16 protein-coding genes are annotated in these 17,777 nt (G+C 58.9%); 10 read left to right on the top strand and 6 right to left on the bottom strand.

Annotation, left to right across the window (positions count from 1 at the left end; genetic code table 11):
• The 6 genes from AB2L51_RS09280 to pnuC all read left to right on the top strand — a co-directional run.
• Nucleotides 1-141 (top strand): ExbD/TolR family protein (locus AB2L51_RS09280; protein WP_395582170.1); only part of this gene is annotated, 141 nt, incomplete at its 5' end.
• Nucleotides 142-360: 219 nt separating this feature from the next.
• The gene (locus AB2L51_RS09275; protein WP_395580996.1) at nucleotides 361-768 is read left to right on the top strand and encodes a hypothetical protein; all 408 of its coding nucleotides are present in this window, start codon (nucleotides 361-363) and stop codon (nucleotides 766-768) included.
• Between the two features lie 165 nt (nucleotides 769-933).
• Nucleotides 934-1,371, top strand: coding sequence for a hypothetical protein (locus AB2L51_RS09270; protein ID WP_166111175.1), 438 nt, complete (start codon nucleotides 934-936; stop codon nucleotides 1,369-1,371).
• Nucleotides 1,372-1,530: 159 nt separating this feature from the next.
• A complete protein-coding gene (locus tag AB2L51_RS09265; protein WP_395581230.1) occupies nucleotides 1,531-3,789 on the top strand; it encodes a TonB-dependent receptor in 2,259 nt (752 codons plus the stop codon).
• A gap of 3 nt (nucleotides 3,790-3,792) precedes the next feature.
• Nucleotides 3,793-4,956: a phosphotransferase enzyme family protein gene (locus AB2L51_RS09260; RefSeq protein WP_395580997.1), complete on the top strand. Its 1,164-nt coding sequence runs from the start codon at nucleotides 3,793-3,795 to the stop codon at nucleotides 4,954-4,956.
• Nucleotides 4,953-5,507 carry a nicotinamide riboside transporter PnuC gene (pnuC, locus tag AB2L51_RS09255; RefSeq protein ID WP_395580998.1) on the top strand — a complete coding sequence of 185 codons (555 nt, stop codon included), beginning with the start codon at nucleotides 4,953-4,955 and terminating at the stop codon, nucleotides 5,505-5,507. The genes AB2L51_RS09260 and pnuC overlap by 4 nt, the downstream gene beginning before the upstream one ends.
• 66 nt (nucleotides 5,508-5,573) lie before the next feature.
• On the opposite strand, the gene purU is transcribed toward pnuC, so the two are convergent.
• Nucleotides 5,574-6,419: a formyltetrahydrofolate deformylase gene (gene purU / locus AB2L51_RS09250; protein ID WP_395581000.1), complete on the bottom strand. Its 846-nt coding sequence runs from the start codon at nucleotides 6,417-6,419 to the stop codon at nucleotides 5,574-5,576.
• 518 nt (nucleotides 6,420-6,937) lie between these two features.
• Here purU and AB2L51_RS09245 point away from each other — a divergent pair.
• Complete coding sequence (locus AB2L51_RS09245; RefSeq protein WP_395581001.1) at nucleotides 6,938-7,411, top strand: RrF2 family transcriptional regulator; 474 nt, start codon at nucleotides 6,938-6,940, stop codon at nucleotides 7,409-7,411.
• A 123-nt stretch (nucleotides 7,412-7,534) separates the two neighbouring features.
• A complete protein-coding gene (locus AB2L51_RS09240; RefSeq protein ID WP_395581002.1) occupies nucleotides 7,535-8,308 on the top strand; it encodes an SDR family NAD(P)-dependent oxidoreductase in 774 nt (257 codons plus the stop codon).
• A gap of 145 nt (nucleotides 8,309-8,453) precedes the next feature.
• Here the strand turns inward: AB2L51_RS09240 and AB2L51_RS09235 are convergent, their stop codons facing one another.
• From AB2L51_RS09235 to AB2L51_RS09215, 5 genes are all read right to left on the bottom strand, one after another.
• Nucleotides 8,454-8,837 carry a VOC family protein gene (locus AB2L51_RS09235; RefSeq protein ID WP_395581004.1) on the bottom strand — a complete coding sequence of 128 codons (384 nt, stop codon included), beginning with the start codon at nucleotides 8,835-8,837 and terminating at the stop codon, nucleotides 8,454-8,456.
• Nucleotides 8,838-8,907: 70 nt separating this feature from the next.
• Complete coding sequence (locus AB2L51_RS09230) at nucleotides 8,908-9,732, bottom strand: ferritin-like domain-containing protein (protein WP_395581005.1); 825 nt, start codon at nucleotides 9,730-9,732, stop codon at nucleotides 8,908-8,910.
• A 346-nt stretch (nucleotides 9,733-10,078) separates the two neighbouring features.
• Nucleotides 10,079-10,510 (bottom strand): acyl-CoA thioesterase, encoded by a 432-nt coding sequence (locus tag AB2L51_RS09225; protein ID WP_395581006.1) that lies wholly within the window; start codon nucleotides 10,508-10,510, stop codon nucleotides 10,079-10,081.
• Nucleotides 10,511-10,676: 166 nt separating this feature from the next.
• Entirely contained in the window at nucleotides 10,677-11,894 is a 1,218-nt protein-coding gene (locus tag AB2L51_RS09220) for an energy transducer TonB (protein WP_395581007.1), read from the bottom strand.
• 118 nt (nucleotides 11,895-12,012) lie between these two features.
• Nucleotides 12,013-14,043, bottom strand: coding sequence for a M13 family metallopeptidase (locus AB2L51_RS09215; RefSeq protein ID WP_395581231.1), 2,031 nt, complete (start codon nucleotides 14,041-14,043; stop codon nucleotides 12,013-12,015).
• A gap of 432 nt (nucleotides 14,044-14,475) precedes the next feature.
• On the opposite strand from AB2L51_RS09215, the gene AB2L51_RS09210 reads away from it, so the two are divergent.
• Together AB2L51_RS09210 and AB2L51_RS09205 are read left to right on the top strand one after the other, a co-directional pair.
• Complete coding sequence (locus AB2L51_RS09210; RefSeq protein WP_395581008.1) at nucleotides 14,476-16,806, top strand: TonB-dependent receptor; 2,331 nt, start codon at nucleotides 14,476-14,478, stop codon at nucleotides 16,804-16,806.
• Between the two features lie 62 nt (nucleotides 16,807-16,868).
• Nucleotides 16,869-17,690 carry an alpha/beta fold hydrolase gene (locus tag AB2L51_RS09205; RefSeq protein ID WP_395581009.1) on the top strand — a complete coding sequence of 274 codons (822 nt, stop codon included), beginning with the start codon at nucleotides 16,869-16,871 and terminating at the stop codon, nucleotides 17,688-17,690.
• The last annotated feature ends 87 nt before the right edge of the window (nucleotides 17,691-17,777 follow it).

The following is a 17,777-nucleotide window of genomic DNA, read 5'->3' as shown; positions in this document are numbered from 1 at the left end:
GCGCAGCCAAAGCCGGAATTCCACATCCAGCCCAACCGGCTGGCGGATTACAAGACTGTCGTCCACGTCATGGCCGACGCACAGAGGCTCGGGGTCACCCAGATGGGTATCGTCGGGCAGGAACAGTTCGTCGATCAGTAAGGGAGCATAGAGCTCCGGATAAAAACGGGCGTGCCGTATGGCAGGCCCGTTTTTTTTATGTCAGGTGCAGGTGGCGCTCCGGGAGACGGCTTACCAGAGTTCATAAAAAGAACATCCGGGCAAAAATGTTTGCGGTGTGGGGTGCGCTCAAGGGAACCCAGTTCGCTGTCGGGCGTAAAGTGCGAACAGGGCGGCATTGCATAAAGGGAGCAAGGCATCATGCGCCGGATGGGGGGAGTGCTGGTGGCGGCTACGTTGCTGTGGGGGCACGCAGGGTCTGCGCTGGCCTACCAGCGCACTGTTCATTTTCGCACGCAGGGAGAGGAAGCAACTGTTGCTGGCACGGTCGAGGGGGAAGAGGTCGTGCAGTATAAGGTGCCAGCAAAAGTCGGGCAGTTTCTGCTTGTCGGGGGGCATGCAAAAAGCGCGCGCGTCAACTTCTGGGTGCGTGATCCCGGCGGGACGGAAGTTTACAGCAGCAAGGTCCAGAACGCTGCCTATATTGGCAGGCCCGAGCAGGACGGAACGTATGTTGTCGGGGTATTCCTGCGCAAGGCCGATGCCGCGCGTGGGCAGGCAGCGTTTTTTCGGCTGCGGTTTTCCCGCAGGCCTCAGCCAGAGGGATAAGGGCCGGGCGAACTGATGTGCGCAAAAGCATAGGCACATATCTGTATGGTGCAGGGCAACCGTGCTGCCCGTTGTGATATGGCGGACAAGGTGGTTGGAGTATGTTACAGCGCAAGCGGCAGTGCCCGCGGCTTATGCGCGCGGCGTAACGGAAGAAGAGACTCCATGAGAAAGCCCGAAACAATAGCCAAGTCCCTTATCACGCGGTTTAATGTGGCCGTTGCAGTTAAAATGACCATGCTGTTTGGCAGCATCTGGTGCGTTTATGCCTTTTTTGTCTTTTCTCTGGTTCCGGTTATTGTGCCGCAATGGCAGAACACGCTGCTTTACATAAGTAACTGCATTCAGTTGGTGGCCTTACCTGCCCTTATGGTTGGGAGTGCCGTGCTAAGTCAGGGGGCGGATCAGCGCGCATCGGAAGATCATGCCGCCTTGCTGGAAATCCTGTCCGATGTGCGTGAAGAACTTGCAGATCTGAAGGATAAGACCGCCGGGATCGCCCGGGATACAACCGAAGCTCTGGAGCGCCCGGCAGTTACCGATGTCTCCATTTCCGACCAGACCATCGTGCTGGGGGATAAATCGGACGGGGGCGAAAACTAAAACCATTTTGTGCGCTATATGCCTGCATGCGTGGTCATGTGCATGACGGGGAGATGTGCGCTGGATAAAGGTCATAAAAGGTACCAGACCTTGCGGCTCGTATGGGCGTGTTATGGGGTATCTGCCGTGTTTGTGGGGGCTGCGGGGTCTTCTGCTGCCATGGCGGCAGAAACCGCGTTGGCTGGCAGGGCGCAGGTTGTTACGGTGCATGCCAGCCTTGCGCACCTGCCCGCAGGTGGGGGGCTGATCCGCCCCCAGTCCGAGCCTCAGGCCCAGAGCGTGGTGAACGCCGAATATATTGCCCGTCAGGCTCCCTCTGCCACGGCGTTTGACCTTGTGGCCCAGTTGCCGGGGGCTACGGTAAGCGGGTCGGACCCGTTCGGCTTTTCTCCCCAGAGCAATATTTCTGTCAGGGGGATGAACGGGGACGCCATAGGGTATGTGCTTGAAGGCATGCCCCTGAATGACATTGCCTATTACACGGGCTATCCGAGCCAGTTTGCCGATAATGAGAATTACGAAACCATAAGCCTGCAACAAGGCGCACCAGACCTGAACAGCCCGGTGCTGAATGCGGCTGGCGGGTTGATGACGCTGCGGTTCAAAACTCCGGCGGACAAAGCTGGTGGGGTGTTTGATACCTCTTATGGTTCATACAATACCAACCGCCAGTTCCTGCGGCTTGAAAGTGGTGAAATAGGCCATACAGGCCTGCGGGGCTTTGTCTCCTACTCCCACGGAGCAACGGATAACTGGCGTGGCCCGGGGCGGGATGAGCGCCAGCATGTGGACTTCAAGCTGCTCAAAACATGGGGACAGCAGAGTAATGTTGCCCTGCTTGGGTCATGGAATCAGGCGGTAAACAGCTATTACCCACAGGTTACAAAAGACGCATGGCAGACCGACGGCATACATGGAGGCAACAATCTTGCCGCTCATTATAATGCCGACAATGCGGTAGGGGGAACGGATTACTGGCGTCTGGCCCGCCAGCCCGAGCGTACACTTTACATGGCCGCCCCTGTTAGCTTTGGTCTGGGCAATGGGCTGGAACTGAAGGTGACACCTTATGCGCAGGGGGCCTACGGTAATGCGCCGGGGGGCATGCAACTGCCGAGCACAGGCCTGTTCAACGGTACGGACGCCGTGCAGCTTGCTCCGGCTCTGGCGAACAGCCCCGATGGGTTCATACCCGTGCGGGCGGATTATACGCAGCGGAGCTACCGCTCAGGTTTTACCACGGCACTGGACTGGAAGCGTGGCCCCAATGACCTGACCATAGGCTACTGGTACGATTATGGGGACGATGCGCAAAAGCAGACCTTTGCCATGCTGGATGCCTCGGGGGCGGCCGGCTCCATATGGGGGGGCAACCCCTTGCGCACCGCCGGGGGGCAGGCGTTGTGGGGGGTTAACAACCATACCATTGCCCAGACCAATGCTCTTTTTATAGGCGATCGGCTAAGCCTGCTCCATGACCGGCTGTTGCTGAGTGCCGGTTTTAAGGAAGTCATGTTCTCCCGCACCGGTACAAACGCCATGCCGGGCAGCCGCTATAATATTGACACGAACACGGCCGTACCTTTGCCCCGCCTTGGTGCCAGATTCCAGATAACGCCGCATCATCAGGTCTTTTTGAACGCCACCACCAATTTTCGCACTCCGGCGGAAACAGCGTTGTATGATGTCTATGACCCCACAAGTGGTACGCTGGAGCAAAAAGGTACCGGTAATCTGAAGAATGAATACTCCATTACAGAGGAACTGGGGTACCGTTACGCGGATGACCTGCTTGTGGGGAGCTTGACCCTGTTCAATTACAATTTCACCAACAGGCAGGTTTCCACTCTTGTCATGCTCAATGGTGCGCCGGTGCAATCTACCATTAACGCGGGCGGGCAAACCACACGCGGTGTGGATGTGGAGGTGGGGCTGAGGCCGTGGCACCATATAAGCCCTTATTTTTCGGGTGAGTATCTGCACTCTACAATTGACAATGACCTGTCCTCGGGTTCGGAGGTCCTGCCAACACGGGGCAAACGCTCGGTGCGCTCCCCCACCTTGCAGGCCGCAGCAGGGCTGACATACGACGACGGACATCTTTTTGGAGTGATGACGGTCAAATATACCGGGCACCAGTATGCAACCTTTATGAATGACGAGCGCATGCCCTCCCACGTTACGGGTCATCTGGCGCTTGGTTACCGTATGAAGGATGTATCCGTGCTGCATGCGCCGCAGTTGCGCATGAACTTCATCAACATCACCAACCAGCATTATCTGTCTGGTATTGCCGACCCAACCCTTGCTGCGCACGATACGGTGGGGCGGCGGGGGAGTGTGGTTTCCGGCCAGTCGCCTGACTATTACATTGGCGGAGGTTTTGCCGCCCTGTTTACTGCATCCACCGGTTTTTAAGGCATGAGTGTGGAGGAGCAGGCCCAGTTTGGGGTAAACGGCGTGCAGCAGCGGCGCGACTGGCCCTGCCTGACACTGGATGAAAGCCGCTCGGTCCTGCGTTTTTTCCACAACATGCCGCCCGCGCAGGATGTGGCATGGCATAGCATGCGCCCTTTTTCCGCTCTGGGGCGTGTGCGGCTGGAGGGGCAGGGGGAATGTCTGCTCAAACGCCACCACGTAGCCCTGCGTTCTGTAAAATGGCTGGAGGAAGAACACGCTTTTATAAACCATCTGGCAGGGCAGGGGGCTGCTGTCTGCCCGCCGCTGGTTCTGCCCGATGGCCATACGGCCCTGACGGTTGGGGACTGGACATATGAGGCCTTTTTGCCTGCCCGTGGGGTTGATGTTTATCAGAATGTCATGTCCTGGCAGCCGTATTTTTCGGTAAAACAGGCTTATGGTGCGGGTGTTGCGCTGGGCAGGCTGCATCTGGCGGCAGCCGGGTTCAAAGCCCCTGCGCGTGGGGGGGCAGAGGTGGTGCCTCTGCTCTCGGGGTTGCAGGTTGTGGGGCAGCCAGAGCTGGTGCCTGCCTTGCAGCATTGGGTAGCCCGGCAGCCCCAGTTGCGATCTGCTCTGGCGCATCGCAACTGGGTAGAGGACGTGGAGGCAGTGCTGCTGCCTTTCCATCAGCGTTTGCAGCCCCTGTTGCCCCATATTGTTCCGGCATGGGGGCATGGGGACTGGCACGGCTCCAACCTGTTCTGGACTGGGGATGATGTAAGCACTGTGCTCGACTTCGGCATGGCGGACCGGACCTGCGCATCGTTTGATCTGGCCGTGGCTCTGGAGAGGGCTGTGGTGGACTGGCTGGCCCTGCCAGCCTCCGGTGTTGTTGCATGGGAGCAGGCGGTGGCCCTGCTGGAAGGGTATCAGTCCGTTCGTCCGTTGGGTGCTGGGGAATGTGCACAGGTTGTGGCGTTTCTGCCCCTTGTGCATGTGGAGTTTGCCTTGTCCGAAGTCGGCTATTTTGCCGGGCTGGTGCATGATCAGGCTTCGGCCGAGGTCGCCTATACGGATTATCTGCTCGGGCATGGGCGCTGGTTTGCCAGAGGAGAAGGCAGGGAGTTTCTGGCTCGCCTGTCCGCCCTGCTGCGCCAGACCGCAAGCCAGCAGGGGGCGGAATGAGCACGCTGGAATGGGCTGCCGCCTTGGCCAGCGCCCTTGGGGTCTGGCTGACAGGGCAGCGTATGGTGGTGTGCTGGCCTGTGCTGGTGGCGGCATCGGCCCTGTATGGCATAGTGTTTGTGCGTGCTGCTTTGTACGCGGATGCCGCCTTGCAGGGCGTGTTTGTTGCGTTGTCCCTTTACGGCTGGGCGCAATGGCTGCGCGGTGCCCGCGCAGAAGGGCAGGTGCGTGTGCTCCGCCCCCCCACAGCCCGGCGGCTATGGAGGCATGTGGGGGGCACGGGTCTTGCCGGTCTGGGTCTTGCACTGGTTTTGCGGCACTGGACGGACGATCCAACCCCCGTGGGCGATGCCCTGCTGAGTGCTTACAGTATTCTGGCGCAGTTCTGGGGTGCGTGCCGTTACAGGCTAAGCTGGGCGTTATGGGGGATGGTGGACGTCTTTTACACCGTGCTGTTTGTTGAGCGCGGCCTGTGGGTTACGGCAGTCCTGTACGCAGGGTTTGTGGTGCTGGCGTTGCGGGGCTGGCAAAAATGGGGGCAGGTTCCATAGGGCATGCTCTCCCATACTGACCCGTCTGACCAGCGGGCGTATGGGAAAGGCCAGCCAAACCGCGGTTCAGGAAAAAATAATGGTGCGATGCCCGTTGAGCATCACCCTGTGCTCCGTATGCAGTTTGACTGCGCGTGCAAGGACTTGCGATTCCACCCCCCGGCCTGTGGCAATATAATCGTTGGGGGAGAGGTTATGGCTCACCCGTGCGGTTTCCTGCTCGATAATCGGGCCTTCATCCAGATCAGCGGTCACATAATGCGCGGTCGCGCCGATCAGTTTGACGCCGCGTGCATAAGCCTGATGGTAAGGGCGCGCCCCTTTGAAGGATGGCAGGAAGGAATGGTGGATGTTGATGATCCGCCCGCTTAGCTGCGCGCTCAGAGTGTCCGAGAGCACCTGCATATAGCGGGCAAGAACAATCAGGTCCGCCTGTGTGGTGTGTACAAGTTCCAGCAGTCTGGCTTCCTGCTCCGCCTTGTTCTGCGGGGTGACAGGCCAGTAATAATAGGGAATGCCCGCCTGCTGTGCCGTGGCCTCACTGTCAGGGTGGTTGGAGACAATGGCGACAATCCGGGCCTGCAACCAGCCGACACGGACCTGATACAGCAGGTTGAGCAAAGCGTGGTCAAAGCGGGAGACCATAATAATCATGCGTGGCAGCATGGCTGCATCATGCAGGCGCATGTTCATGCCGAACTGCTCCGCCACGGGGGCCAGACAGGTTTTTATGTCCGCCATGTCATTGGGGGCGGGGGTGAAAAAAGCCAGCCGCATGAACAACTGGCCCGTGCTGCGGTCACTGAACTGGTGGGTCTCGGTAATATCTGCACCCTGCCGTGCCAGCGCCGAGGTCACGCCTGCAACAATGCCAGCCTTGTCCGGGCAGGAAAAAGTAAGAATAAACTGCATAAGGCTTTGTCTGCTCCACAGGCCAGAAAGGAATCGCGCCGTAGTGTGCCAGCCATTCCCATATCTGTGCAATCAGGAGCGTGGGACTGGAGCGTGGTTTGGGCGTGCCGTGGTGGGTAAGTCAGGCTGTGGATGAATTACAACACTCCGACTCGTTGTTGGAATAAGAGGTCAAGAGGGTTTGGTGTCATAAAAGCTTAAAAAAGCTACAAACCGCAGGAAACAGACATTTTTTATACTATTTAAACCCGGAGACGGGTAAGTTTATCCACAGTAGAAGGGGACGGATTACGGGAAAACCCTGTGGATAGTTTTGTGGAAGGCAGGAGCGCGCATATGTTTCATCGTCTTTCTGCATTTGTTCCTTATTTTGCCGGTCTGTGTGCTGGCTGGTGGGGAATGGGTTCGCATTTTATAAAAACCATGTCAGTTAGGCGGCATTCAGGACCAGTCCTGTCCGCCTTGGTGTGGGGGATCCCTCACTCTGCCTGTAACCCGCTGGAGCAGATTTTTTTGATATGCGCCTGACTTTGTACACCGACTATGCGTTACGCACCTTGCTTTATCTGGCCGTACATACGGACAGGCGTGTTTCCATACGCGAGGTGGCCCAGACGTATGGCATTTCCGAAAATCATCTGGTCAAGATCATCCATCATCTGGGGCGCGGCGGGTTTGTGCACACACAAAGAGGGCGCGGCGGAGGGCTGACTCTGGGCCGTCCTGCCGAAGAAATTTGTGTGGGAGACGTCGTACGACATACAGAAGAAGATATGGTGCTGGTCGGCTGTATGACCCGCAATGGGGAAGAGGGAATGCCCTGCCTGCTTGCAAAGGGGTGCAGCCTGCGCGGAGTGCTGGCGCAGGCGCTGGATGCATTTATGGGGGTTCTGGACAAGGCCACGCTGGCGGATCTGCTGCATCCTTATGAGCGGCGCACATTGTTGCAGGCGGCAGAACACCGCCACGACCCTGACCCTGCTGGCAGGTAAAGCGGGCTGCTCCTCGTATGCGTCATGCGTTTGTGTGTGGGGCAGGGCGGGTTACGGTGTTGGTGATACCAGCATGCTGGCATAGGCTGTTGAAGGTCTTCTGGCAGGAATGGAAACAGATCAATGTCGCAGAAATTCAGGATTGCACTGGTAACCGGGGCCACCGCCGGGTTTGGGCATGCCATAGCCTTACGCCTTGTGCACGAAGGATACCGGGTTATTGCCACTGGTCGCAGGCAGGAACGGCTGGAGGCTCTGGCGGAGCAGGTTGAGGCTGGCCGTATTCTGCCGCTGCGGCTGGATATGACGGATCTGCCCGCCTTACGGGCCCTGCCACAGAGTCTGCCGCAGGAGTGGCAGGCGGTTGATGTGCTGGTCAATAATGCAGGGTTGGCGCTTGGGCTGGAAAAAGCATGGCAGACCACTCCGCAGGATTGGGAGACAATGATCGCAACCAACGTAACCGGGCTTGTGGAAATCACCCGGGCCCTGCTGCCCGGCATGATTGCGCGCAATAGCGGGCATGTTGTGTCCTTGGGGAGCACGGCCGGGACTTACCCGTATCCCGGTGCCAATGTGTATGGGGCGACCAAGGCTTTTGTGGACCAGTTCATGCGGAACCTGCGCAGCGACCTGCTGGGCAGGCAGGTACGGGCAACCACCATTGCGCCGGGGCTATGTGGGGGGAGTGAGTTCAGCCAGGTCCGGCTTGGGGATCAGGGCAAGGCCGATGCCGTTTATGCGGGTACAGCCCCGCTGCTGCCGCAGGATATCGCCGAAACCGTGGCCTGGGTGCTTGGCCTGCCCGTCCATGTCAACATCAATCATGTGGAAATGATGCCAACCTGTCAGGCCTCCGCCGGTCTGGCGGTGGACCGGAGTATGCTGGGTTCATAAGCGCTGGGTGCCGCGTTGCCACACCAGACTGGAATGCAGGGCCATGTTGTGGCCGTGGACCCATCTGGTGCAGCAGGGCTAAGCCGCTCCCTGCATAACGGATCAGTACGTTCCGAGCTGCAGGGGGGGGCGCGGTAAAGCCGGGTTATTCGGGTATTTTACAGGCGATACACAGCTTGTTGCCATCCGGGTCGCGCAGATAGGCGAGGTAGAGCGGGCCAACGGGGGTCTGGCGCACGCCGGGCGGGTTTTCAATGGCCTGACCACCGTTTTCCACACCGGCCTTATGCCACGCGTCCGCCATGGCTGGAGTATCCGCCTTAAAGCCGATGGTGCCGCCATTCGCTGCGGTGGCGGGTTTGCCATCCAGCGGTGGGGTTACAATAAACCGCTCGCCATGCTTGCCATAGGTAATGCGGCTTCTGGTGTCGATTTCTGCTGGAGGAATGTTCAGGGCAGCAAAAACGGCATCGTAGAATTTTTTCGAGCGGGCAATATCGTTAGTGCCCACCATGATGTGCGTGAACATGGTCTGTCTGTTCTCCAGTGGTTGGAACACAGGGAGGATGGCCCGCCCCGTTCCACACGGCAAGTCCTGCTCAGCTTATGTCCGCAATGCGTGCAAACCGTTGCTGCCGCCGGATGAACAGTTTTTCCGAAACGCGGAACGCCACGGTCTGCAACCAGCTATGGGGGGGCAGACCAATGATCTTGAACACCATGGTTGTTACGCGGCGCAGGTGCTGGGGCCGGTAGTTGCGCATGGCCCGCACCATATAGGCCGCAATGCAGTGCGTATGGTCGTAGGGTTGGTCCGCCGGTACGTTGGTTGTGTAGTAGGCGGAGGCCAGTTCGTCGTCCTCGGTTTCCGTCACGCGGCCCAGCGCGATGCGGATACGCTGCCAGAGGCCAATATTCTCGCGGTGCAGGTAGCGGTGCATGTGGTCATAAAACAGTTTGAAATGCCGGTACTCATCAGCCGCAATCTGCTTGCACAGTGCTTTGAGCACGGGCTCTTCCGTGGTGTCGGCCAGCGCAGAATAAAAAGAGGATGTGCCGGTTTCCACCATACACCGGGCGATCAGTTCCCCCGTGCGGGAGCCGCGTACGGAGTGGTCAACATCCAGCGGAATCCTGTAAAAATCGCGGTAACGCTGGAATGCGGCCTGATAGTCCCACTCCGGGTCGGCCAGCATGGCCCAGCGACCCAGTGCATCTCCATGCTGGATTTCTTCTTCCGCCCAGTGGTTGGCAGCCGTGCAGAAATCCGGGTCATTGTGGAAGACGTTGTTGAGGTACAGCGCGTAGTCCACGCTGTTGCGCTCCACAACAGCGGCCGCCTTGATGGCGGGGATCAGTTCCGGGTCAACCTTGGAGGGATCAAACCGATCCCATGGCAGTTGATCAATCTGCCAGTGCTTCATGTACCGGACCTCCTGTTGCGCCAGATCCCTGCCAGCCCTGCATGGTTCGCCCTGTTGGAACAGGGGAGGGAGCAGAGGCGGCAGGCAGGTTTTTAAACCATATGGTGCGTTGGCAAAGTAGCGCGTGACAAAAAAATACATCTGTACCCAAAGCGCCGCATCTCCTGCCTGAGTTTGCCCCGTGCGTAGGGTCCGGCGGCATAAGGGTTTATTTATGGCACGGGTTGCTCATGGACTGAAACAGGGAAAAACATGGCACGGCAGATATGACCTGCTGCGCTGAGTGACTTCAGGGGGGAGCGATGCCACCTGCTCTTTGTGGAATATCCGCGTTTTCAGGGAGCATTCAGGCGTTTTCGTGGTTGGTTGAGGGGAGTGTGTCTTCAAACGGGGGGAGTGCGCGAGGGCGGCGTTTGTCATCCAGTGCGACAAAAATGAACTCCCCTTCCGTCACCTTGGACGTAATATGGGTGTGGCGCGCCCTGCGCCATGTTTCCACATGAATGGTCAGTGACGTGCGACCCGTCCGGATGATTTTGGTGTAGATGCTCACCTCATCCCCCACCACAACGGGTTCGAGAAAAACAAGGCTGTTGATCGCAACGGTCACGCACCGCCCATTGGCCCGGAAGGCAGCGGTTGTGCCTGCGGCAAGATCCATCTGCGAGACAATCCATCCGCCAAACACGTCTCCTGCGGGGTTGGTGTCTGTTGGCATGGCCACAACGCGGATCGTGGGCACACCCGGCGGCAGATTGGAACTGGATGAAGGGGGCATCGCAAGTATGTCCTTAAACTCTTTATGGGTCGTCTGGAGTGGCAGAGGTCAGCTTACACGATAAGCAGAATTGCGGCGAGGATACCCCTCAGTTTTGTGTGATCTGCATGTCATCCCTACGCGGTAGCCGTGCATGATCCGCCCGGAGCCGCACGGGGCCACAGGCCTAGTTGCGGATAAGGATGTAATTCACCGTGACGTCGAAGTTGATATGCTGATCCTTCATGTCCGGTGGAACAGGGGGGAGCTGCGCGCCTTCGAACATGCCAACGGTTGAGGCGTCCAGTGCCGGGGTTGAAGACCCGCTCATAAAGACTTTGAATACATGGCCGGAACGGTCGAGAATAACATGGACAGAGGTGCTGCCTTCTTCCCCCCGCTCAGCGGCTTCGGGTGGGTAGAACAGGTGGCGCTGGATCCATGCGTCAATTTCCGCAGCGTAGTCGCTGCTTACGCCATGTACGCTTGTGCGTGAGGCATAATGGGCATTCAGCTGCCCGTTTTCCACCATTGGCCCAATGGACAGGTCCAGCGGGGCGCTTGACCCGCCCGGGCGGCCCCGGTTGGAACGGCGGGGGGCTGGTGCCTCGTTAAATGAATAATCCATCGGGTGCTGGAGCAGGGACTGCAGGTTCTTTGGGAACTGCTGGGATTGGGTGTGCGGGCGCGGTACTGCGTGGCTGCTCGGCTTTGCCGTGGATTTGTGCGGGGTGGGCCGCGCCTTCCGGGGTGTGGTCTGGGGCTTTGGTAACCCGTCATCCGACTGCGGAAGGGGGGGCACGTCCGGTGCCGCCTCACTGGCTTCAGGCGGGGCTTTCTGGGTGTCGGGCTGCTGTTCTGCCGGAGGGGGTGGCGCCGCCTGTGGGGCCGCATTGCCGCTACCAGCTTCGGGCGAACGGGGGCCAACCATACCGCTGGAGGTAGTGGGCTGGGAAAAAACCATTTCCACCGGAGAAGACTGGCTGGCCTGGGGAGAACCAGTCTGCCCGTGGTGCGTCGCCTGATAAAGGAGTGCCGCCAGAAGCAGAAAATGCGCAAGGGCCGAGGCCGTAAACACCGGTCCCAATGTGGGGTCGGCGTATATATCCTTGCGGATCAGGGGGGTGGAGGACCCGCGTACCGGGCTGCCCGGTGGTTTGGGCACGGGCATGAACGGGAACAGCCGTGACCGTTGCCCTGCACCGCCTTCCACTTCAGCCGGTGGGGGGGCGGAAAGGGGGCGTGCAGGTTGCAGGCGGGGTTCCTGCCTGTTGGGCAGGGCAGCATTCGGGCGTGTGGAAGAGCGACGCGTATCGACCATGGACTGCCCGAGTTCTCCCTTGCCCCGCATGAGTATGGTATGCGTGGGTATAGCCCACTTGCCCGCTATTTTGCCATTGCTCAAGCCCCGGTGCTACAGAGAACTTTGCTCCGGGGTGTGTGCAGGTAACGGGCAGGGTAGAGGACCACTCAAGGAATGGTCCGGTGTTGCAAGGCAGCCTGCACTGCCACCAAAGGTGATTTTACCAGATTTTAACGCGTTGCTGCGTCGGCAGGTATAGCTTGTCGCCGGGCTGTACGTTCCAGACATCGTACCATGTGTCAATATTGTGCATGGGCAGGTTTACGCGCGCTTCAGGCGGGGAGTGCGGGTCCGTGACAACAAGCCTGCGGATGGTTTCCTCCCGCAGTTTTTCGCGCCAGACCTGCGCCCAGCCCAGAAATACGCGCTGCTCACCGCTCAGCCCGTCCACCACCGGGGCGGGTTTGCCATTGAGCGATGCGTGGTAGGCATCAAGTGCCAGGGTCAGCCCGCCCAGATCGGCAATGTTTTCGCCCATGGTCAGCTTGCCGTTTACATGCACACCCGGTAGCACCTCAAATGCGTCATATTGCGCACCCAGACGGTCAGCCAGCTTCTGGAAACGTTCGGCATCGTCCTTTGTCCACCAGTCGCGCAGGCGTCCGTGTTCATCAAACTGGCGGCCCTCATCATCGAATGAGTGGGTCATTTCATGGCCGATCACACCGCCAATGGCACCGTAGTTTACAGCCGGGTCAGCCTTGATATTGAAGAACGGCGGCTGAAGAATGGCGGCGGGAAAAACCACCTGATCAAACAGGGGGTTATTGTAGGCGTTCACTGTTTGTGGGGTCATGTCCCATTCGTTGCGGTCCACCGGCTTGTCCAGACGGTCCAGCCAGTAGCGCCATTCAAAGGCCACACCGTTGCGCGCATTGCCGTACACATCGCCTTTTTTAACCGCAAGGCCCGTATAGTCGCGCCAGTGGTTGGGGTAGCCGACCTGAATTTCAAAGTTTTCCAGCTTGCGGAGTGCGGCTTCCCTGGTGGCGGTACTCATCCAGCTATTGTTCTGCAACCGGACCCTGAAGGCGTTTTTCAGGTCGGTGGTCAGTTTTTGCATGGCCACACGGTTTTCGGGGGGGAAGTAGCGCTGCACGTAAACCTTGCCCAGCGCCATGCCCATGGCGGCACTGGTGGCCTGCACGCCCCGCTTCCACCGGGCGGTCAGGGTTGGCTGGCCGGTCAGGGCTTTGGTAAAGACAAACCGGGCCTGTTCAAAGCTGTCCGGCAGGTACGTTGTGGCGTTTTCCACCAGATGGAAGGCAAGCCACGCACGCAGGGTGTCCATGTCCGTTGCGGCCAGCACCCGGGCCTCGCCTGTAATGGCGGAGGGTTCTCCAACAATCAGGCTCCGCTTGTCCATGTCCTGTGCGGGCAGGCCGGAAGCGCTGAGCCATGCAGCCCAGTCAAACCCCGGTGCCTTGGTCCCCAGTTCGGCCAGTGTCATGGGGTTGTAGGTTTTCTGCGGGTCACGCAGGTCCGCGCGGGGCCAGTGCGCTTCGGCCAGTTTGCTCTCAAAAATCACAATGGCGGCTGCGGCCTTGCCGGGTTCGGGCCAGCCTGCGAGCGTGAGCGCTTTTTCGATATAACTCTGGTAAGCCGCTTTTTTGGCGGCAAATGCGGGTTTGAGGTAATAATCCCTGTCCGGCAGGCCCAGCCCGGCCTGATCAAGCGTGAGCGCATAGCGCGTGGGGTCCTTGGCGTCGGGGTTGATCCCCAGCGAGAACGGACCAAACTGGAACGACCCCACTGCCGTACCGCTGAGGGCCGCAAACCCCGCCATGTCCTTTATGGCCCGGATGGCATCCATATCCTGCGCCAGTGGCTGTGTACCCAGACGTTCCACTTCCGCCACATCCATGTAGGAGGCGTAGAAGGTGCCCAGTTTTTCTTCCGTGGTGCGGGGGGTGGCCACCGGGTGGGCGGACAGGTCATCCAGAATGCTCTGGACCCGTGTGCGGGAAAGCTCGGCCAGAGCATTGAACGGGCCGTAGCTGGTCATGTCCGCAGGGATTTTAAGGTGCTCCAGATACGTTCCGTTGGCGTAGCGGAAAAAATTGTTCCCCGGAACAATCGCAAGGTCCCGTCCGGCAAGGTCTACGCCCCATGCGCCAAAGCTGCCCTGTGTCGTTTGTGGCGTGCTCTGCGGCGCGGCATGGGCCTGCCCGGCCAGACTACCCGCGCCCATAACGACGGAAAGCAGAAGGGCATGGCGGAAAAGGGCGCGCAAGGACAGGTCTGGCACAGGGGAACTCCGGTTTCTTTATTATAGTTGCTGACATTACGGATTGCTGGCCGTGTTTCTTATGCAAAACACAAGACAAGTGCCTACCTTAGCCAGCTTGTTCCAGCCTGCCTACCCTCTTGTGGGGGGAAGGTTTCTTAAAAAAAACCTTATACGCGGATACAGGTCTTTTTGATCGGGATATGCATGAATATGCAGTCGAACGGTTGAAAATGAGATGAATTTGGGCGAACAACCTTGCATAAGAGGGCGTGTTTCCGTCATGAGAAAGCCAGCTTTGCCGGGGGAGCATGGCTTGCGTGGTCATGCGGCGGCACATGGGTGGGAAAGGAGCGGATCATTTTCGGGCAGCAAGCATATGGTCTTTTTCTGAGTATGCAGCGCCGCGCGTACTGGCAGCGTATGCTGTGCTGCGTCAGCCTGATCCCGCTCAGCCTGTTTGCGGTCTCCGCGGCACAGGCGCAGAATACGCCCGGCCCTGTAGGCAAACCGGCTGCATTGCCCAAATCCCCTGCCGCACCTGATAAGGCAGAACAGGCAAAACCTGCCCATGTGGCCGCCCGTGGCGTAACCCATGTGGATGTGGGGGCGCACCGGTCCGATTTTGCTTTTCCCGCAGCCCAGCACGAGCCGGATGCCACAACGCATCTGAGCGCGGAAATGCTGCGCAACAGGGACGTTACCACCTTGCGCGGGCTGGAGAGCGTGGCTCCAAACCTGACCATGCAGAGTATCAACGGCACAGCCTCGACCAATTTTTACCTGCGTGGTGCCGGGTTTAATGACTTTACGCAGAACAACATGCCCCCCGTTCTGACGTATATGGACGATGTGGCCTATGCGTACCCCGCCATGAGCAACGGGCTGCTGTTTGATATGGCCGATGCGGCCGTGGACCCGGGGCCGGTGGGTACAAAACATGGCCAGTCCACCACAGGGGGGGAGGTGCGCCTGCGCACCAACGACCCGACGACCACATGGCATTACGGTGGAATGGAGGACATAGCCTCCTACGCGCGGAGCCGGAGCGAGGCTTATGTGTCCGGCCCGCTGGCCAAGGGCTGGAGTTTTCGGCTGGCAGGGCAGACGCGTCAGGGCGGGGGGTGGCAGTACAACCCGACCAATGGCGCACATCTGGGGGATGCGGACCTTTGGGCATTGCGGGGCAAACTGCGCTGGCAGCCCAATGAGCGCACGACCATCCAGCTCGGTGGTCATTTTGTGCAGGATAACAGTCAGGTGGTCACGGCGGTTCCTGTTTACAGGCTTATCGGGTCACAGCCCTTGCCGGATTTCGGGCTGGGACGGCGGGCGGAATGGTCCATGCGGCCAGAGTTTGCAAATCTTGTGGGGCGTGGGGCGGGCCTCAAACCCAGCGAGCATAACCAGTACTGGGGGGCAGACCTGCGGCTGATCCATGATTTTGGTCCTGCCACCTTCACGGCCATCAGTGCGTTCGAAACCGAGCGGCAGGGCGAATACACGGATCAGGACGGCACGGCTCTCTCTCAGGCGGATACGTACCGCACCATAGATGCCAACGTGTTCACGCAGGAAGCCCGGCTGAACGGGGTTGCCCTGCATGGCCGCCTGAACTGGGTTGTGGGGGCATATTATCAGCGCAGCCGCATGAACCAGCAGTTTTTCTTTGATTATACGGATTACTCCGCACGTCAGTACATGATGGCTACGACCTTTGGCCTGAATCAGGAAAGTGTTTCAGAATTCGGGAATGTCAGCTACCGCCTGCCGCATAATGTGACTATCTGGGCCGGGCTTTTGCATGAGCTGGATGACCGGGGCCTTACCAGCCTGAAGTCTCAGATATTCGGCGGAGCGACCCGGAATTTTGACCCTGAGAGTACTGCCGCCAACCAGTTTGCCGGGCAGGTTGGGATTTCGTGGCAGTTTGTACCGCAGGCCTTGCTGTATTACAAAATGAGCAAGGGCTTTAAACCCGGAGGGTTTAGCGCCAACAATACGCAGGTGCAGGCCCAGTTGGACCCGTTTAGGCCAGAGACGGTTCTTACCTACGAACTCGGCCTTAAATCGGACCCCATACCGGGGCGTCTGCGGCTGAATGGTGCTGCGTTTTACAACGACTTTCATAACCAGCAGGTTATCGGCACCGTGCTGATCCCCAATTTTGGCCCGTTGAGCGAAATTACCAACGCTCCCAAATCCGAAAGCTGGGGGTTTGAGGCAACACTGGAAGCGCACCCGTTTGGTCATCTGTTTTTAATGCAGAACCTTGGCTGGCAGCGCGGGGATTTTCAGGATTTTCCGAATGTGGATCGGGCCGCTACCAATGCTTATCACATAAGCCACCCGCAGCAGTGGAAGGCCATTGAACGTAATTTTAGCGGCGTGGATAACGGCTCTCCCAAACTGACCTTGAACGGGGATGCCACATGGCGGCAGCCCCTGCCCCGGAACTACAGGCTGGATTTTGGGCCAGACTGGCAATACAGGGGCAGTCAGGCCATTACCGTGGGGGGCACCGGGTTTTACCGCCTGCCACCGTATTTTTTGCTGGGGGCCCATGTAACCCTGCATTCTCCCTCCCAGTTGTGGGACATAACGGTTTATGCCCGCAATATTCTGGACCGCCGCTATGCGGAGAGCGGGGGCATGGCCACCACAACCTATTTTTATATCCCCGGCGAGCCGCGTTTTATTGGTGGCCGCATTGCCTGCCATTTTTAACGGCTGCAAAAGTCATGGCCTGTAATCTGGCCCATTGAGGGCAAACAGGGCATGATGGCGGCATGACAAAACAGGCCGTTCAGACACAATCCTTCCTGCTCCGGCTGGGAGAGCAGACCGTACATATCCGCCAGACAGGGGAGGGGCCGGGTCTGCCGCTGCTGCTGGTGCATGGCTTTGGTGGCAGTGCAACCAACTGGCAGCTCACCCAGCAGGTGCAGGCGGCCCACCGGCGGGTTATTGCGTTTGACCTGCCCGGACATGGCCAGTCCAGTGCTCTGGCCCAAGCCCCCACACTGGCGCGTATGGCGCAGGTTACAGCCCTTGTGCTGGACGGGTTGGGGGTGAGCAAAGCCCATGTTCTGGGGCATTCGCTGGGCGGTGGTATTGCCCTGTCTTTGCTGGAAAGTGTTCCCGAGCGGGTTGCCAGCCTGTCCCTGCTGGCCCCGGCAGGGTTGGGGCGCACGGTCAACATGGCGTTCATGACCCGCTTTGTGGAGGCCAGCACTGCGGCGGATATGGCGCAGGCCATGGCCATGGCTGTGTATGATCCCAAATTGATCGGGCGGAAGGTTGCGGAGTTTTTAGTGGAAGCCCGCGCCACGCCGGGGGCACGGGCTGCGTTGCGCGCCATTGCGCAGACCTGCTTCCCCCATGGTGAGCAGGCCAATAACCTGCGCCCGGTGCTCAATAATCCGCCATGCCCCGTGCAGATCATCTGGGGGGAGGCAGATCAGGTATTGCCCGCCACGCAGGCACAGGGGATTCCTGCACAGGATAACTGCCATTTTCTGGCCCGCACAGGCCACCTGCCCCATATAGAGCAGGCGGCTACGGTTAATGCGCTGGTAAGGGATTTTTTATATGTGTGTGAAAAATCCTGATTCTATCATGATTTTTCAATGGAGAGGCATAACCCTTTCCCGTTAAAAAATGGGGGAAAGGGGATATGCTTAGGCTCAGGACCTATT

Origin of the sequence: Acetobacter fabarum, assembly GCF_040702925.2 — a bacterium.
Classification (GTDB): domain Bacteria; phylum Pseudomonadota; class Alphaproteobacteria; order Acetobacterales; family Acetobacteraceae; genus Acetobacter; species Acetobacter fabarum_B.
The sequence above is the reverse complement of the archived record's forward strand: the minus strand, read 5'-3'. Positions and strand labels throughout refer to the sequence as shown.

Bases quoted from the DNA above. Each gene is read 5' to 3' on its own strand.
- AB2L51_RS09275 (WP_395580996.1), top strand. From the start codon at position 361: ATGCGCCGGATGGGGGGAGTGCTGGTGGCGGCTACGTTGCTGTGGGGG.
- AB2L51_RS09270 (WP_166111175.1), top strand. From the start codon at position 934: ATGAGAAAGCCCGAAACAATAGCCAAGTCCCTTATCACGCGGTTTAAT.
- AB2L51_RS09265 (WP_395581230.1), top strand. From the start codon at position 1,531: ATGGCGGCAGAAACCGCGTTGGCTGGCAGGGCGCAGGTTGTTACGGTG.
- AB2L51_RS09260 (WP_395580997.1), top strand. From the start codon at position 3,793: ATGAGTGTGGAGGAGCAGGCCCAGTTTGGGGTAAACGGCGTGCAGCAG.
- pnuC (WP_395580998.1), top strand. From the start codon at position 4,953: ATGAGCACGCTGGAATGGGCTGCCGCCTTGGCCAGCGCCCTTGGGGTC.
- purU (WP_395581000.1), bottom strand. From the start codon at position 6,419: ATGCAGTTTATTCTTACTTTTTCCTGCCCGGACAAGGCTGGCATTGTT.
- AB2L51_RS09245 (WP_395581001.1), top strand. From the start codon at position 6,938: ATGCGCCTGACTTTGTACACCGACTATGCGTTACGCACCTTGCTTTAT.
- AB2L51_RS09240 (WP_395581002.1), top strand. From the start codon at position 7,535: ATGTCGCAGAAATTCAGGATTGCACTGGTAACCGGGGCCACCGCCGGG.
- AB2L51_RS09235 (WP_395581004.1), bottom strand. From the start codon at position 8,837: ATGTTCACGCACATCATGGTGGGCACTAACGATATTGCCCGCTCGAAA.
- AB2L51_RS09230 (WP_395581005.1), bottom strand. From the start codon at position 9,732: ATGAAGCACTGGCAGATTGATCAACTGCCATGGGATCGGTTTGATCCC.
- AB2L51_RS09225 (WP_395581006.1), bottom strand. From the start codon at position 10,510: ATGCCCCCTTCATCCAGTTCCAATCTGCCGCCGGGTGTGCCCACGATC.
- AB2L51_RS09215 (WP_395581231.1), bottom strand. From the start codon at position 14,043: ATGGGCGCGGGTAGTCTGGCCGGGCAGGCCCATGCCGCGCCGCAGAGC.
- AB2L51_RS09210 (WP_395581008.1), top strand. From the start codon at position 14,476: ATGCAGCGCCGCGCGTACTGGCAGCGTATGCTGTGCTGCGTCAGCCTG.
- AB2L51_RS09205 (WP_395581009.1), top strand. From the start codon at position 16,869: ATGACAAAACAGGCCGTTCAGACACAATCCTTCCTGCTCCGGCTGGGA.